We start from the raw sequence: 16,030 nt of genomic DNA, 5'->3' as shown, positions 1-16,030 counted from the left end.
CACCTCTTTTATCTGGTTGACACCAGTGTAGGGGAGCAGGGTGGGGGCGTATTGTAGGAGATTGCGCATTATCGGCGCGCAACCTGCTTTTGGTAGCGTACCGGGGTAATGCCGTAGCGCAGGGTGAAGGCGCGGGTGAGGTGGGATTGATCCGTCAGGCCAGTGAGGGCAGCGACATCTGCCGCAGGCATCCCCTGGGTGAGAAAATGCTTGGCGCGCCACAGGCGGATTGCCATCAGCATCTGGTGCGGCGTGACGTGAAAATGGGCTTTGAACTGGCGCTGGAAATGGTAGGGGCTGAGCGCCGCGACGCTGGCCAGATCGTCGAGCGTCAGGCTGCGCATATAGTTGTCATGCAGATACTCGCGCACCCGCTCAAAACGGTGCGCCCCTTCCGGGCGCTGCGGCGCGTGCTGCGCCAGCGGGCGAAAGGTATCGATCAGATCGAGCAGCACGCCCTGTTGCGCCAGCGGATCGTCGGTGTGCCAGAGGGCATAAATATGGCCGCAGATCTGGCGGGCGCGCAGCGCGTCGAGCCGCGTAACGTCGCGAAACCACCAGTGACGCACGCCGGTCACCTGCTCGAGCAGATCGGGGTCAAGATAGACCATGCGGTAGCGCCACCCCTCTTCACCTACCGCTTCGCCGGTGTGGATCTCATCGGGGTTCATGGTGACGATCGCGTTGGTCGGGGCGACATGCTGCGTCCCGCGATAGCGAAAGCGCTCGGCACCGGATTCAATCGCGCCAATGCCAAACGCTTCATGGGTATGGGGCTCAAAGGCGTAGCGGGAGATGTGCGCATGGTACAACTCCACCCCCGGCAACTGCGCCAGGTGGCGAAACCGCGCGCTGTCGCGCTCATCAATAAACTGCTCAGGTACGCCTTCCACACTTCACCTCCCCCGGAACATGCCCTCTATTATTAGGGATGACCCGGTGAGAGGCTATAAAATTTCACCAATTATTAACGTTACAGCAGATCGTTAACGCTGTCGGCGATCGAGGTTGTCGGGCGACCGATCAGTTTGCTCAGGGTCTGGCTGTCGTCAAACAGCCCGCCTTTCGAGGCACCGATATCGGAATCCGCCAGCATCTCTGCCAGCCCATCCGGCAAACCTGCGCCTTTCAGCGCGGCGGCAAAATCCGCTTCACTCAGGTTCTGGTAAACCACCTTTTTACCGCTGGCCTCGCTCAGCAGTGCCGCCAGTTCGCTCAGCGTCCAGGCCTTGTCGCCTGCCAGTTCATAAACCTTGCCAGCGTGACCCTCTTCGCTGATGACGCGCGCAGCCGCCGCGGCATAATCGGCACGCGTTGCCGAGGCGATTTTGCCCTCGCCCGCCGCACCGAGGAAGACGCCGTGCGCCAGCGCCGCCGGTGCGCTCGCGAGGTAGTTTTCGCTGTACCAGCCGTTACGCAGCAGGGCAAACGGGATGCCGGATTCGGCGAGCAGCTTTTCGGTTTCCACATGCTCAACGTGCAGGCCAAGCGGTGAGGTGTCGGCATGCAGCAGGCTGGTGTAGGCGATAAATTTCACCCCTGCGGCTTTCGCCGCGTTGATCACATTGCGGTGCTGCGCAGCGCGCTGACCAACTTCGCTACTGGAGATGAGGAGCAGTTTTTCGACGCCCGCCAGCGCCTGAGTGAGGGCGGCCTGATCGTTGTAATCGCCCTGGCGAACAATAAGGCCTTGTTTGCCGAGCGCTTCGGCTTTCGCCGGGTTACGCACGATGGCAACAATCTCTTTTGCGGGAACGGTTTTTAACAGGGCTTCTACAACAAACTGGCCGAGTTGGCCGGTGGCGCCGGTGAGTGCAATCATGATGTTTCTCCTGCGTGGGGGTAAGTGTTGTGGTAGGCTAGCACCCTAACTAACTTTTAGTAAGTACGTACAAAAAGGTAAGTATGAAACAGCAAACTCGCCCGCAAACCCTGAGCGAACAGATGCGCGACGGCAATCTCTTCGCCGAGCAGTGCCCCTCCAGGGATGTGCTGAAACACGTCACCAGCCGCTGGGGCGTCTTGATTCTGGTTGCCCTGCGCGAAGGAACGCACCGCTTTAGCGATCTGCGCCGCAAGATGGGCGGCGTTAGTGAGAAGATGCTGGCGCAGAGCCTGCAATGGCTGGAGCAGGATGGTTTTGTGAATCGCGTCGCCTTTCCGGTGGTGCCGCCACATGTTGAATATAGCCTGACGCCGCTCGGCGAGCAGGTGAGTGAAAAGGTTGCCGCGCTGGCAGACTGGATTGAGCTGAACTTACCCGAGGTGCTGGCCCATCACCGCGAACGCGATGTGGCGTAATCAACCCGCCGCCGGTGCCTGGCGGCGGGTGACCTGCTTACTTGCGTAAATCGATGCTGTAGAGCGCGAAACCGATCTCGTCGTTGCCGACTTTTTGCATCGGGTACTGCGCTTTCTCTTTGATAAACGCCGCCGCTTTTTCCGTTGGCGCAGTTTCAAAGCGAATATCCAGCTTGTGGCTGCTGCTGATCGGTGCCAGACGCCAGTTGTTGTCCGCCGCCGGGTGGATTTCCCCTGCGCGCTGCGTCTCATCGCTGATCCACTTCGCCAGCACCGCGCGGTTCTCATCCGGCGAGGCAAAGGCGATATGGCTGTCGCCGGTACCGGCAAACTTGCCGCCGTAAGCACGGTAGTTATTGGTAGCAACAAGGAAGACCGCATTCGGATCGACAGGCTTGCCGTCAAAGGTCAGGTTCTTAATGCGCTCCGCCTTGGGATTGATGCTCTGGCACTCGCCGTCATAGCGCGCCGGTTGCGTGACATCAATCTGGTACTTCACGCCGTCGATAACGTCGAAGTTATAAGTGCGGAACCCGTCCCAGTTGATTAAGTTCTGCGGCTTGTCGCTATTGGGATCGATCTGGTTGAACTGCCCGGCGGAGCACTCCAGCCACTCTTTCACCTCTTTGCCGGTCGCTTTCACCATCACCAGCGTATTGGGGTAGAGGTAGAGATCGGCGGCGTTACGGAAGGTGAGCTGCCCCTTTTCCACTTCAACAAAGCTGGCCGGATCGTTTTTCCGCCCGCCCGCTTTAAACGGCGCAGCGGCAGAGAGCACCGGCAGTTTCGCCAGATCCGGATCGCCCTGAATAAAGTGCTCAACATAGGCTTTCTGCGCGTTGTTCACTACCTGCACGGTCGGATCGTCCTGCACCAGCGACAGGTAGCTGTACATGTTGTCTGCCGATTTGCCAATCGGTTTACCGACGAACTCGCGTGTAGCATCGTGATCGTGCTTGAGGATCTGCACCAGCTTCGCATCTTCGCCGACCAGCGCTTTCTTGGCGGCGGCGTCATAAATCGGTCGCGCTTCCGCTTTCGCGTCGCTGACTTTCCACTTACCGGCATCGTTATTCAGCACGAGGTCGACCACGCCGAGGTGATCGCCCCACATGCCCGGCATCACCGCCGGAATACCGTTCAGCGTCCCTTTGCTGATATCCGCGCCTTTGATGGCGGCAAACTCCTTGCTCGGGAAGACGGCGTGCGCGTGACCAAACAGGATCGCATCAACGCCCGGCACCTGGCTGAGGTAGTAAACGGAGTTCTCCGCCATTGCCTGGTAAGGCTCCGCCGAGAGGCCGGAGTGGGCAACGACCACTACCAGATCGGCACCTTTTGCGCGCATCTCCGGCACATAGTGGCGGGCGGTTTCGGTGATGTCGTTCACCGTCACTTTGCCGCTCAGGTTGGCTTTGTCCCACACCATAATTTGCGGCGGCACGAAGCCGATATAACCGATACGCAGGGTGTGCGTTTTACCCTCTTTATCCACCACCGGCGTCTCTTTGATCAGATAAGGGGTGAAGAGCGGTTTGTTGGTTTTAGCATCGATGATATTGGCGTTCACATAGGGGAATTTCGCCCCAGCCAGCGCCATATGCAGGTAATCCAGCCCGTAGTTAAATTCGTGGTTGCCGAGGTTGCCGACCGCGTAATCGAGGGTGTTCAGCGCTTTGTAGACCGGATGAATATCGCCCTTTTTCAGCCCCTTCGCCGCCATATAGTCGCCCAGCGGGCTGCCCTGGATTAAGTCGCCGTTATCGACCAGCACACTGTTTTTCGCTTCGCCGCGCGCGGCATTAATCAGGCTGGCGGTGCGCACCAGGCCAAATTTTTCCGTTGCCGAATCTTTGTAGTAGTCAAAATCCATCATATTGCTATGCAAATCAGTGGTTTCCATAATACGTAAATCCACTGTTGCCGCTTGCGCGCTGGCCGCAATCAGCGTGGCCAAAAGCGTTGCACTAAACTTAATCATCAGAGGCGTCCTTTTCGATCTAAGCCACAAAAGAAATTGTTATGTACAGTGTGTTGCTTACAGAATTGTGAATAGTGCCATAAAAGTGAGCAATAAAACTGCAATCCCTCTCACAGTTGGCAGATCGCGGCGCAATGCGATATAAGTAAAACAATGAGTTACACACCACTGCACAGAGAGAGGTGGATATGTTAGATGCAATTTGTCAGCTCGCGCGCGACGCGGGCGATGCCATTATGCAGGTGTATGACGGCCATCAGCCGATGGATGTGACCAGTAAAGTGGATGACTCGCCGGTGACGGCGGCAGATATCGCCGCGCACCATGTGATTGTGCGCGGGTTACAGGCTTTAGCCCCGGATATTCCGATCCTGTCTGAAGAAGATCCCCCGGCGTGGGAGACGCGCCAGAATTGGCAGCGTTTCTGGCTGGTGGACCCGCTCGACGGCACCAAAGAGTTTATCAAGCGTAACGGTGAGTTTACCGTCAACATCGCGCTGATTGAGCAGGGCAAACCGGTGCTGGGCGTGGTCTATGCCCCGGTGCTTGATGTGATGTACGCCGCCGCAGAGGGCAGCGCATGGAAAGAGGAGGGCGGTCATCGCCAGCCGATTCAGGTGCGTGATGCGCGACCGCCGCTGGTGGTTATCAGCCGCTCGCATTCGAACGATCCGGAGCTGGAGGAGTATCTGCACCAGCTTGGCGAGCATCAAACCACGGCGATTGGTTCATCGCTGAAGTTCTGCCTGGTGGCGGAAGGGAAAGCGCAGCTCTATCCGCGCTTTGGGCCGACCAGCGTCTGGGATACGGCGGCCGGCCATGCGGTGGCGGTAGCGGCCGGGGCGCACGTTCACGACTGGAAGGGGCGCACACTCGATTACACCCCGCGTGAATCCTTCCTCAACCCCGGCTTTCGCGTCTCTATTTACTAAGCAGTTTATGCAGCAGGGCAACCACCTGCTGCACCTCTTGCTGGCTCAGGCTGCCATCTTTTGCAAACTCGACGCGACCCTCTTTATCGAGCACCACAATCGCGGAGCCTTTCTCCTCCAGTTGCCAGGCTTTACGCACGGAACCTTCGCTGTCGACAATAAATTGTGACCACGGATAGAGCTTCTTATTGCTCTCAAGGCTGCTGCGCACAAACATCGCGCTGCCCGGAATGGCATCATCGGTGTTCACAATGGTGGTGGTCTGGTATCTGTCGTGCGGCAGGTTGGCGCTTTTGATCGCCTCAATCAGCGCGGCATTCTTCTCTTTTGCCGAGGTGCGACCGGCAATATGCATCACCACGCGCACTTTTCCAGCAAGCTGCGCGCTATTCCAGTTTTTGTAGCTAAACTTGTCATTATTCAGCAGCAGCTCCCCGCGGTCGGCAACGCCCACAGGCGGCACGCGCTGGTTGGTTTCAAAGTTATGCGCTGAAGCGACCAGCGGCAGTAACAAGCATGTCGCTGCCAGAATGTTACGTAGGGTCATGGTGTCTCCGTCTCTCATGTTTATATGCAGGTGATCCGACCACTCGGTACGGCAGTTTAATCATATGTGCGATCAATACGCTTTTCCCGCAATCGGGATGCCAGTTTGCGGGTTAACGCACATATCGGTTAAAAAACGTAGGCTTATACTGCGAAGTTTCAGGGTTTGAAAAGAAAATTCTGATTAATTGTCATCAAAAGGTAAATAAACCCATTCAGACTATGTATCGATCATGTTGTGGACTATAGTCACTGGGCATCAAAATTTGCGCTCATCAACGTTGGACCAAATGTGGTACCGCAAGGGCGTAATCTGTTTTACAGGAGAGATAGAAGAATGAAAATTTTCCAGCGTTACAACCCACTTCAGGTGGCTAAGTACGTCAAGATCCTGTTCCGTGGACGGTTGTATATCAAGGACGTTGGCGCTTTCGAGTTTGATAAGGGCAAAATCCTTCTGCCGAAAGTGAAAGACAAACAGCACTTTTCTGTTATGTCTGAAGTTAACCGCCAGGTTCTGCGCCTGCAGACCGAAATGGCTTAATCTGTTGTGCTATGCAGTAATAAAGTCCTATAAAAAACGGCCCCACAGGGGCCGTTGATGTTTCCGCTTCTGGCTTTACGCCGCGCCTTTATCTTCCATATCCGGTAGTTTCGGCGTCAGCACCGTGGTGCGCGCATCAATTCGCGTTACCAGCAGCTGATCGATACGGTAGTTATCGATATCCACCACTTCAAACTTGTAGCCGGAGAACTTCACCGCATCGGTGCGTTTCGGGATTTTACGCAGCATAAACATCATAAAACCGCCGATGGTTTCATAGTTGCCGGACTGCGGGAACTCATCGATATCCAGCACGCGCATCACGTCATCAATCGGCGTACCGCCGTCAATCAGCCACGAGTTTTCATCACGGGCGACGATCATCTCTTCCACCTGGCCGACCAGATCGCCCATCAGCGTGGTCATTACGTCGTTCAGGGTAATCACCCCGACCACCAGCGCATATTCGTTCATGATCACCGCGAAATCTTCCCCCGCAGTTTTGAAACTTTCCAGCGCTTCAGAGAGCGTCAACGTGTCCGGCACAATCAGCGTCGTGCGGATCTGCACGCCGCTGTTCAGCGCCATACTCTGGTTCGCCAGTACGCGGTTAAGCAGATCTTTCGAATCGACATAACCAACGATATGGTCGATATCACCGTTACAGACCAGAAACTTCGAGTGCGGATGATCAGATACCTTGTTTTTCAGGCTCTGCTCATCTTCATGCAGATCGAACCAAATCACGTTTTCACGCGAAGTCATCGACGAGGGAACGGTGCGCGACTCCAGCTCAAACACGTTCTCAATCAGTTCATGCTCCTGCTTACGCAGCACCCCGGCTAACGCACCGGCTTCCACCACGGCGTAGATATCGTCAGAGGTGATGTCATCTTTGCGCACCATCGGCAGTTTGAAGATGCGGAAAATGACGTTCGCCATGCCGTTAAAGAACCAGACCAGCGGGCGGAAAACGAAGAGACAGAAGCGCATCGGGTTGATGATGCGCAAAGCCACAACTTCGGGCGCAATCATACCGATGCGTTTCGGGGTCAAATCAGCAAACAGGATGAAGAGACTCGTTACCAGCGTGAACGAGATGATAAAGCTCAGCTGATCGGCCAGCTCCGGTGAAACGACATTGAGCAGCAGATTGTAAAACGCGGGGGAGAAGGCGGCGTCACCGACGATACCACCCAAAATGGCGACGGCGTTAAGGCCGATTTGCACCACGGTGAAGAAGGTGCCGGGATTTTCCTGCATCTTCAGGATGCGTTGGGCGTTGATGTTGCCATCATCGGCAAGCAGTTTAAGTTTGATTTTTCGCGATGCGGCAAGCGAGATCTCAGATAACGAGAAAAACGCGCTCACCGCGATCAGACAGAGTATGACTAAGATACTGTTTAACATAATTTATCCAGCTGTTAACCGGATCCTCGGAAGGTTTTTTTGGAATATCCATGTGGTAAACACAATGAATGCCGGCCCGAAGCGGTGGACCGGCAATTGCGCCGTTAGTATAGCGTAAGCTCCGGTGACGCTGCCAGAGGCGTAGTCGCTTTGTTACTGCGCAGAAAAACATCGGGTCTTTTCCGGATTACTTACCGCCTGATAGTTAGAATTACGCACAATAATTAAGGTTATTTGGCAACTTTAACGTATTTGTTTTGCGGCATAGCGAAATAGCTTATCAAGGCAAAAAAGCCGGCACCCCAGCGTATTGAGTCGTATCGATCGACATCGAGATTGATATGCAAGAAGCCTTTCATAAAAGAGGTGCCATGCATCAAAATACAAAACTGAATGGCAGCCACCGCAACGACAAAAAAAGTATAAAACACAAAGAGCCAATAATAATTTCTGTTGTTGATCTTAGTTTTGATAGTAAAAAGTAGCGCGAATATCGCTATTGAAAGAGTGTAATAGATAATAATCGGCCATATAGGCAGCGGCTGAAATAGCTCCATTTATCTGACTTCCATGAACACCAAAAAAAGCCGACCTTTTCAGGTCGACTATCCCGTTACTGGTTAAGCTGCGGCGGCAAACACACGCCGATGCCGCCGATCCCGCAATAGCCCTGCGGATTTTTATAGAGATATTGCTGGTGCTCATCTTCCGCGTAATAGAAGGGTTTGGCGCTGGCGATCTCGGTAGTGACGGTGCGCGCGTCGCCCGCTTCACGCATCGCGGCCTGGAAGCGCGACAGGCTTTCGCGCGCGGCGGCGTCCTGCTCCGGGGTGAGCGGATAGATGGCGGAGCGGTATTGCGTCCCGCGATCGTTGCCCTGACGCATCCCCTGGGCTGGGTCGTGGTTCTCCCAGAAGATCTGCAACAGCTGCTCGTAGCTCACCACTTTTGGATCGTAAACCACGCGTACCGCTTCGGCATGCCCGGTCTGGCCGCTGCACACTTCGCGGTAGGTCGGGTTTGGCGTGTAGCCGCCGGTGTAGCCTGCGGCGGTGCTGTAGACCCCTTCGCGCTGCCAGAAGAGGCGTTCCACGCCCCAGAAACAGCCCATGGCGAAAATCGCCACCTCCATCCCTTCCGGAACGTGTGTCATCGAGTGCTCGTTAACAGCGTGTAAACTGGCGACAGGCATCGGCGTCGGGCGTCCGGGCAGAGCATCAGACTGAGAAACAAGGTTATTTTTATCGAACAGGCTCACGGTAATACCTCCCGGCGAGTGTCATTGCGGTTAGGGTTGTGTTAAGGATGGTGTTTTAACACAATGTACGACCTAAATCAGACTAGATTTAAACATAAGAAATTTTGGGCTAGTCGTCCGTTTTTCAACCCGATAATGCGGGTTTTTATCAGCCTGGCTGCTGCTGTCGTGGCACAATCAGGCCCAGCGCGGAGCTGCGCTTACGTTTCCTTCCAGGAGTGGGAGCGAGGATATTCAGGAGAGAACGTGCCAAAGATCCGTCTTTTATGTTTTGCCGGTTTGTTGCTGGTGAGCGAAACGGCATTCGCCGCCAATGTGCGATTGCAACTTGAGGGGTTAACCGGGCAACTGCAGAAAAATGTGCGCGCCCAACTGTCGACTATCCAGAGTGATGAAGTGACGCCCGACCGCCGTTTCCAGGCGCGCGTTGATGATGCCATCCGCGAAGGGTTAAAAGCGTTAGGCTACTACGAGCCAACCATTGTTTTCGAACTGCGTCCGCCGCCGGAGAAGGGGCGCCAGGTGCTGATCGCCCGTGTTACGGCGGGTGAGCCTGTGCGCATCGGCGGTAACAACGTGATCCTGCGCGGCGGCGCGCGTACCGACAGCGACTACCTTTCGCTGCTGAAAAAGCGCCCGGCTATCGGCACGGTGTTAAACCACCACGACTACGACAGCTTTAAAAAATCCCTGACCAGCGTCGCGCTGCGCAAAGGCTACTTCGACAGCCAGTTCAACAAAAGCCAGCTGGGCATTGCGCTGGATCGCCGCCAGGCGTTCTGGGATATCGACTATGACAGCGGTCAACGTTACCGCTTCGGCGATGTTACCTTCCAGGGCTCGCAAATTCGCGACGAGTATCTGCAAAACCTCATCCCTTTCCACGAGGGTGACTATTACCAGACCCAGGATCTGGCCGAGCTTAACCGCCGCCTCTCCGCCACCGGCTGGTTTAACTCGGTGATTGTTGCGCCGGAGTTCGACAAAGCGCGTAAGACCAAAGTGCTGCCGCTGAGAGGCGTAGTTTCGCCGCGCACGGAAAACACCATTGAGACCGGTGTCGGTTACTCCACCGATGTCGGGCCGCGCGTCAAAGCGACGTGGAAAAAACCGTGGGTCAACTCCTACGGCCACAGTTTTACCACCAGCATGAGCGTCTCCGCGCCGGAGCAGCAGCTCGATTTCAGCTACAAGATGCCGCTGCTGAAAAATCCGCTGGAGCAGTACTACCTGGTGCAGGGCGGGTTTAAGCGCACCGATCTTAACGATACGGAAGCGGACTCAACGACGCTCGCGCTGTCGCGCTACTGGGATCTCTCCAGCGGCTGGCAGCGGGCGATTAACCTACGCTGGAGCCTCGATCACTTTACCCAGGCCAACGTCACCAACACCACCATGCTGCTCTATCCGGGCGTGATGATTAGCCGTACCCGCTCGCGCGGCGGCCTGATGCCAACCTGGGGCGACTCCCAGCGCTACTCGGTCGATTACTCCAACACCGCCTGGGGATCGGATGTCGACTTCCTCGTCTTGCAGGCGCAAAACGTCTGGATCCGCACGCTCTACGATCGCCACCGCTTTATCGCGCGCGGCAATCTTGGCTGGATCGAAACCGGTGATTTCCAGCGCGTGCCGCCGGATCTGCGCTTCTTCGCCGGGGGCGATCGCAGCATTCGTGGTTATAAATACAAATCGATCTCCCCGGAGAACGAACGCGGCAAACTGATTGGTGCCTCAAAACTGGCGACCGGCTCGCTGGAGTATCAGTACAACGTCACCGGCAAATGGTGGGGCGCGGTGTTTGTCGACAGCGGCGAAGCGGTGAGCGATATCCGCCGCAGCAACTTTAAAACCGGCACCGGCGTCGGCGTGCGCTGGCAGTCGCCGGTCGGGCCGATCAAGCTCGATTTCGCGGTACCGGTCGGCGATAAAGAGGAGCACGGGTTGCAGTTTTACATCGGGTTGGGGCCAGAATTATGAGTTTATGGAAGAAGATCAGCCTCGGCGTGGTGGCGTTTCTTGTGTTACTGCTGGGCACGGCGATCTTTCTGGTCGGCACCACCAGCGGCCTGCATCTGCTGTTTAAAGCAGCGAACCGCTGGGTACCGGGGCTGGAGATCGGTCAGGTTACCGGCGGCTGGCGCGATCTGTCGCTAAAAAATATCCGTTATACCCAGCCGGGCGTGGCGGTCGACGCGGGGCAGATCCACTTTGCGCTTAACCTCGGCTGCCTGCGCAACAGCAGTGTTTGCGTCAACGATCTGTCGCTGAAAGATATCAACGTGGCGATCGACACCAAAAAGATGCCGCCTGCGCAGAAGGTGGAAGAGGAAGATAGCGGGCCGCTGAACCTCTCCACGCCATATCCGATTACCCTGAGCCGGGTGGCGCTGGAAAACATCAATATCAAAATCGATGACACCACCGTCTCGCTGATGGATTTTAGCTCCGGCCTGAACTGGCAGGAGAAAAACCTGACCCTCAAACCGACCTCGCTACAGGGCCTGCTGATTGCGCTGCCAAAAGCGGCCGATGTGGCGCAGGAAGAGGTTCTCGATCCGAAGGTGCACAACCCCAAGCCGGAGGAGAAACCGCTGGGGGAAACGCTGAAAGCGTTGTTTGAGAAGCCGCTGCTGCCGGAAATGCAGGATGTGCATCTGCCGCTGAATCTCAATATCGAGGAGTTTCGCGGTGAGCAGCTGCGCCTGACCGGCGACACCGATATCCTGGTGCGCAGCCTGCTGCTGAAAGTGAGCAGCATTGACGGGCAGATGAAGCTCGACGCCTTTGATATCGACTCGAATCAGGGCCAGGTCAACGCCACCGGCACCGCGCAGCTGCGCGACAGCTGGCCGGTCGATATCACGCTCAACTCGACGCTGAATGTCGATCCGCTGAAAGGCGAAAAGGTGAAGCTGAAAGTGGGCGGCGAAATGCGCAAGCAGCTCGAGCTTGGCGTAAATCTCTCCGGCCCGGTGGATATGGTGCTACGGGCGCAGACGCGGCTGGCAGAAGCGGGGTTACCGCTTAATCTTGATATCACCAGCCAGCAGCTCTACTGGCCCTTTACCGGCGAGAAGCAGTACCAGGCCGATAACCTGAAGCTGAAGCTCAGCGGCAAAATGACCGACTACGCGCTCTCGTTCCGCACGGCGGTAAAAGGGCAGCAGGTTCCGCCGGCCACCATCACGCTGGACGGTAAAGGCAACGAGCAGCAGATCAGTATCGATAAGCTCTCCATCGCCGCGCTACAGGGCACCACTGAACTGAAAGCGCTGCTCGACTGGCAGCAGGCGATCAGCTGGCGCGGCGAACTGACGCTGAAGGGCATTGATACGGCAAAAGCCTTCCCCGAATGGCCTGCGAAGCTCAATGGCCTGGTGAAAACCCGCGGCAGCCTTTACGGCGGCAGTTGGCAGATGGATGTACCGGAGCTGAAGCTTAACGGCAACGTTAAGCAGAACCGGGTCAAGGTCGACGGGCAGCTGAAAGGCAACAGCTACCTGCAATGGGTGATCCCCGGCCTGCACCTTGAGCTGGGTAAAAACAGTGCCGATATCAAAGGCGAGCTGGGGGTAAAAGATCTCAACCTTGACGCCACTATCGATGCGCCAGGCCTCGATAACGCGCTGCCGGGTCTTGGCGGCACGGCGAAAGGGGTAGTGAAAGTGCGTGGCACCGTCGATGCGCCGCAGGCGCTGGCGGACATTACTGCCAACAATCTGCGCTGGCAGGAGCTCTCCATCGCCCGCGTGCGCGTGGAAGGGGATGTGAAATCCAGCGATCAGATTGGCGGCAAGCTGAACGTGCGCGTTGAGCGTATCGCCCAGCCTGGCGTCAACATCAGCCTGGTGACGCTGGCCGCCGACGGCAATGAGAAGCAGCATAAATTGCAGCTGCGCGTGCAGGGCGAACCGGTCTCCGGTCAGCTGGCGCTGGCAGGTAGCTTCGACCGCCAGCAGCAGCGCTGGAAAGGGACGCTCAGCGACACGCGCTTCGCCACGCCGGTGGGGCCATGGTCGCTGACGCGCCCGATTGCGCTCGATTATCGCAACCAGGAGCAGAAGATCGCCATTGGCCCGCACTGCTGGCTCAACCCGAATGCCGAGCTGTGCGTGCCGCAAACCATTGATGCCGGCGCGGCAGGGCGCGCGGTGGTCAATCTCAATCGTTTCGACCTTGCGATGCTGAAACCGTTTATGCCGGAAGCGACGCAGGCGAGCGGCGTCTTTAGCGGCAAAGCGGATGTCAGCTGGGACAGCACCAAACCGGGTCTGCCGCAGGGGCAGGTGACCCTTGCCGGGCGCGGGGTGAAAGTGACGCAGGAGGTCAACGGTGCACCGCTGCCAGTGGCCTTCGACACGCTGAACCTGAATGCGAAGCTGCAAAACGACCGCGCCGATCTCGGCTGGCTGATGCGGCTGACCAATAATGGCCAGTTCGACGGCCAGATCCAGGTCACCGATCCGCAAGGGCGACGCAATCTCGGCGGAACGGTGAACATTCGCAACTTCTCGCTGGCGATGGCGAATGCCATCTTTAGCCGCGGCGAGAAAGCGGCGGGGACGCTCAATGCCAACCTGCGTATTGGCGGCAACGCCCAAAGCCCGCAACTGTTTGGTCAGCTTGGGCTGAATGCGCTGGATGTTGAGGGCAACTTTATGCCGTTCGACATGCAGCCGAGCCAGCTGGCGATGAACTTCAACGGGACAACGTCAACGCTGCAAGGCGTGGTACGCACCAGCCAGGGGCAGATTAACCTCAGCGGCGATGCGGACTGGAGCCAGATCGACAACTGGCGCGCGCGTATTGCGGCGAAAGGCAGCAAGGTGCGCATTACCGTGCCGCCGATGGTGCGTCTCGATGTCTCGCCGGATGTGGTGTTTGAAGCGACGCCGAGCCTGTTTACCCTCGACGGCGATGTTGATGTGCCGTGGGCGCGCATTGTGGTGCACGATGTGCCGGAGAGCGCCGTCGGCGTCTCCAGCGATGAAGTGATGCTCAACGACCAGCTGCAACCGGAAGAGGAGCAGCGTGCGTCGATCCCGATCAACAGCAATGTGACGGTGCATGTCGGCAATAACGTGCGGCTCTCGGCCTTCGGCCTTAAAGCGCGGCTGACGGGCGATCTGAAAGTGGCGCAGGATAAGCAGGGCCTTGGGCTGAACGGGCAGATCAATATTCCGGAAGGGCGCTTCCGCGCATACGGGCAGGATCTGATTGTGCGTAAAGGTGAGCTGCTCTTCTCCGGCCCGCCGGATCAGCCGCTGCTTAACCTCGAAGCGATCCGTAACCCGGAAGCCACGGAGAACGATGTGATTGCTGGGGTGCGCGTCACCGGCTCTGCGGATGAACCGAAAGCGGAGATCTTCTCCGACCCGGCGATGTCACAGCAGGAAGCGTTGTCCTACCTGCTTCGCGGGCAGGGGCTGGAGAGCGAACAGAGCGATAGTGCGGCAATGACGTCGATGTTAATTGGTCTTGGGGTTGCGCAAAGTGGGCAGGTTGTGGGTAAAATCGGCGAGACCTTTGGCGTCAGCAACCTGGCGCTGGACACACAGGGCGTCGGCGACTCCTCACAAGTGGTGGTCAGCGGCTATGTGCTGCCGGGTCTACAAGTAAAATATGGTGTAGGAATTTTTGACTCACTGGCGACTCTCACGTTACGTTATCGCCTGATGCCTAAGCTGTATCTTGAAGCGGTGTCTGGCGTAGATCAGGCACTTGATTTGCTCTATCAGTTTGAGTTTTAGCAATGCGAATATTTGTCTACGGCAGTTTACGACGCAAGCAGGGCAACAGCCACTGGATGACCAACGCTCAGTGGCTGGGCGACTTCAGCGTTGAAAATCATCAGCTGTACAGCCTGGGGCACTACCCAGGCGCGGTGCCGGGCAACGGCAGCGTGCTGGGTGAAGTCTATCGCATCGACGCCTCAACGCTCGGTGAGCTGGACGCCCTGCGTACCGCAGGCGGCGAGTATAAACGGCAGTTGATCCAGACGCCGTACGGTGGCGCATGGATGTACGTCTACCAGCGTTCGGTTGAGGGGAAAACCTTGATTGAAAGCGGCGACTGGCTTGACCGCGACCATTATCAAAAGTAGTAATCAGTCACAGAGAACCGCGCCAATGGCGCGGTTTTTTTTGCGCCACGCATTTTTGCCGGATGGCGCTGCGCTTATCCGGCCTACGTTTAAACGCAACCTCTGTTATGTCGCATGCCGACGACGCACTTCGTAGGCCGGATAAGGCCCCGCCGCCATCCGGCAGAAGTTGTAGGCCGGATAAGGCATCGCCGCCATCCGGCAATGCAGGCCAGCGCCGAATGCCGGATGTGCGCACGTCGTAGGCCGGATAAGGCATCGCCGCCATCCGGCAAAACAGGCCCGCGCCGAAAGCCTGAAGGCCAACCCGGTAATCCCAACCCGCACACATAAAAAAAGCCCTGTGCGCATACTGCGCGACAGGGCTTCTCTTACGAAAACGGCTTACTTCTTGGCAGCGCGCTCGAAGGAGGCAACGATTTCAGCTTTCGCCGCTTCAGCGTTGTCCCAACCGTCCACTTTCACCCATTTGCCTTTTTCGAGATCTTTGTAGTGCTCGAAGAAGTGAGTGATCTGCGCTTTCAGCAGTTCCGGCAGGTCGTTCACATCTTTAATGTGATCGTACTCTTTGCTCAGCTTGGTGTGCGGAACCGCAACCAGCTTGGCATCTTCACCGGATTCGTCGGTCATTTTCAGCACGCCAACCGGACGGCAGCGGATCACAGAGCCTGGCTCCAGCGGGTACGGCGTCGGCACCAGCACGTCTACCGGGTCACCATCCAGAGAGAGGGTGTGGTTGATGTAACCGTAGTTGCACGGATAGAACATCGCGGTGGACATGAAGCGGTCAACGAACAGCGCGCCGCTCTCTTTGTCGACTTCGTATTTGATCGGGTCAGCGTTAGCCGGAATTTCGATAACAACATAGATATCTTCTGGCAGATCTTTACCCGCCGGGACGTTGAGTAAGCTCATGTTTGTTTCCTTTAAAATGTGTGGCAAACAAGTGCCG

Annotated in this window: 13 protein-coding genes and 1 pseudogene; 6 read left to right on the top strand and 8 right to left on the bottom strand. The window is 56.9% G+C overall.

Going from position 1 to position 16,030, the window contains the following annotated elements; all coding sequences use genetic code 11:
• Positions 1-68: 68 nt before the first annotated feature.
• Both N7V53_RS14290 and N7V53_RS14285 read right to left on the bottom strand, forming a co-directional pair.
• Entirely contained in the window at positions 69-893 is an 825-nt protein-coding gene (locus N7V53_RS14290; RefSeq protein WP_023478524.1) for an AraC family transcriptional regulator, read from the bottom strand.
• Positions 894-957: 64 nt separating this feature from the next.
• Positions 958-1,822: pseudogene (locus tag N7V53_RS14285) on the bottom strand (SDR family oxidoreductase).
• An 83-nt stretch (positions 1,823-1,905) separates the two neighbouring features.
• On the opposite strand from N7V53_RS14285, the gene N7V53_RS14280 reads away from it, so the two are divergent.
• Positions 1,906-2,301, top strand: coding sequence for a helix-turn-helix domain-containing protein (locus N7V53_RS14280; protein WP_023478486.1), 396 nt, complete (start codon positions 1,906-1,908; stop codon positions 2,299-2,301).
• A gap of 37 nt (positions 2,302-2,338) precedes the next feature.
• Here the strand turns inward: N7V53_RS14280 and N7V53_RS14275 are convergent, their stop codons facing one another.
• Positions 2,339-4,282 carry a bifunctional 2',3'-cyclic-nucleotide 2'-phosphodiesterase/3'-nucleotidase gene (locus N7V53_RS14275; RefSeq protein ID WP_279793759.1) on the bottom strand — a complete coding sequence of 648 codons (1,944 nt, stop codon included), beginning with the start codon at positions 4,280-4,282 and terminating at the stop codon, positions 2,339-2,341.
• Between the two features lie 188 nt (positions 4,283-4,470).
• Here N7V53_RS14275 and cysQ point away from each other — a divergent pair, with 188 nt between their 5' ends.
• Positions 4,471-5,214 (top strand): 3'(2'),5'-bisphosphate nucleotidase CysQ, encoded by a 744-nt coding sequence (gene cysQ, locus N7V53_RS14270; protein WP_023478483.1) that lies wholly within the window; start codon positions 4,471-4,473, stop codon positions 5,212-5,214.
• Here the strand turns inward: cysQ and N7V53_RS14265 are convergent.
• Positions 5,204-5,761: a YtfJ family protein gene (locus N7V53_RS14265; RefSeq protein ID WP_023478441.1), complete on the bottom strand. Its 558-nt coding sequence runs from the start codon at positions 5,759-5,761 to the stop codon at positions 5,204-5,206. The genes cysQ and N7V53_RS14265 overlap by 11 nt on opposite strands.
• Positions 5,762-6,097: 336 nt before the next feature.
• On the opposite strand from N7V53_RS14265, the gene N7V53_RS14260 reads away from it, so the two are divergent.
• A complete protein-coding gene (locus N7V53_RS14260; RefSeq protein WP_023478541.1) occupies positions 6,098-6,304 on the top strand; it encodes a DUF1107 domain-containing protein in 207 nt (68 codons plus the stop codon).
• Positions 6,305-6,379: 75 nt separating this feature from the next.
• Here the strand turns inward: N7V53_RS14260 and N7V53_RS14255 are convergent, their stop codons facing one another.
• From N7V53_RS14255 to msrA, 3 genes are all read right to left on the bottom strand, one after another.
• On the bottom strand, positions 6,380-7,714 hold the full coding sequence (locus N7V53_RS14255) for a hemolysin family protein (RefSeq protein ID WP_279793758.1): 1,335 nt from the start codon (positions 7,712-7,714) through the stop codon (positions 6,380-6,382).
• A 230-nt stretch (positions 7,715-7,944) separates the two neighbouring features.
• Positions 7,945-8,271, bottom strand: a complete 327-nt coding sequence (locus N7V53_RS14250; protein ID WP_279793757.1) for a hypothetical protein — start codon at positions 8,269-8,271, stop codon at positions 7,945-7,947.
• Positions 8,272-8,327: 56 nt separating this feature from the next.
• On the bottom strand, positions 8,328-8,972 hold the full coding sequence (msrA, locus tag N7V53_RS14245) for a peptide-methionine (S)-S-oxide reductase MsrA (protein WP_279793756.1): 645 nt from the start codon (positions 8,970-8,972) through the stop codon (positions 8,328-8,330).
• A gap of 246 nt (positions 8,973-9,218) precedes the next feature.
• Between msrA and tamA the strand changes: the two genes are divergently transcribed.
• Genes tamA through N7V53_RS14230 form a run of 3 tightly spaced genes read left to right on the top strand, consistent with a single transcriptional unit; the run spans position 9,219 to position 15,078 of the window.
• Positions 9,219-10,952, top strand: a complete 1,734-nt coding sequence (tamA, locus tag N7V53_RS14240) for an autotransporter assembly complex protein TamA (protein ID WP_023478416.1) — start codon at positions 9,219-9,221, stop codon at positions 10,950-10,952.
• Positions 10,949-14,725 (top strand): autotransporter assembly complex protein TamB, encoded by a 3,777-nt coding sequence (gene tamB, locus N7V53_RS14235; protein WP_279793755.1) that lies wholly within the window; start codon positions 10,949-10,951, stop codon positions 14,723-14,725. Before tamA ends, tamB begins: the two co-directional genes overlap by 4 nt.
• A 2-nt stretch (positions 14,726-14,727) precedes the next feature.
• A complete protein-coding gene (locus N7V53_RS14230) occupies positions 14,728-15,078 on the top strand; it encodes a gamma-glutamylcyclotransferase (protein ID WP_023478402.1) in 351 nt (116 codons plus the stop codon).
• A 384-nt stretch (positions 15,079-15,462) separates the two neighbouring features.
• On the opposite strand, the gene ppa is transcribed toward N7V53_RS14230, so the two are convergent.
• Positions 15,463-15,993 (bottom strand): inorganic diphosphatase, encoded by a 531-nt coding sequence (ppa, locus tag N7V53_RS14225; RefSeq protein WP_023478348.1) that lies wholly within the window; start codon positions 15,991-15,993, stop codon positions 15,463-15,465.
• Between the last annotated feature and the right edge of the window lie 37 nt (positions 15,994-16,030).

This window comes from Kosakonia sp. HypNH10 (assembly GCF_029850615.1).
In the GTDB taxonomy this organism is placed as follows: Bacteria; Pseudomonadota; Gammaproteobacteria; order Enterobacterales; family Enterobacteriaceae; genus Kosakonia; species Kosakonia cowanii.
Note: the sequence above shows the minus strand (reverse complement) of the source record. Positions and strands in the feature narration are given on the sequence as shown.

Coding starts and splice junctions, on each gene's coding strand:
- N7V53_RS14255 (WP_279793758.1), bottom strand. CDS start 7,714: ATGTTAAACAGTATCTTAGTCATACTCTGTCTGATCGCGGTGAGCGCG.
- N7V53_RS14260 (WP_023478541.1), top strand. CDS start 6,098: ATGAAAATTTTCCAGCGTTACAACCCACTTCAGGTGGCTAAGTACGTC.
- N7V53_RS14230 (WP_023478402.1), top strand. CDS start 14,728: ATGCGAATATTTGTCTACGGCAGTTTACGACGCAAGCAGGGCAACAGC.
- N7V53_RS14250 (WP_279793757.1), bottom strand. CDS start 8,271: ATGGAGCTATTTCAGCCGCTGCCTATATGGCCGATTATTATCTATTAC.
- N7V53_RS14265 (WP_023478441.1), bottom strand. CDS start 5,761: ATGACCCTACGTAACATTCTGGCAGCGACATGCTTGTTACTGCCGCTG.
- N7V53_RS14280 (WP_023478486.1), top strand. CDS start 1,906: ATGAAACAGCAAACTCGCCCGCAAACCCTGAGCGAACAGATGCGCGAC.
- tamB (WP_279793755.1), top strand. CDS start 10,949: ATGAGTTTATGGAAGAAGATCAGCCTCGGCGTGGTGGCGTTTCTTGTG.
- N7V53_RS14275 (WP_279793759.1), bottom strand. CDS start 4,282: ATGATTAAGTTTAGTGCAACGCTTTTGGCCACGCTGATTGCGGCCAGC.
- cysQ (WP_023478483.1), top strand. CDS start 4,471: ATGTTAGATGCAATTTGTCAGCTCGCGCGCGACGCGGGCGATGCCATT.
- ppa (WP_023478348.1), bottom strand. CDS start 15,993: ATGAGCTTACTCAACGTCCCGGCGGGTAAAGATCTGCCAGAAGATATC.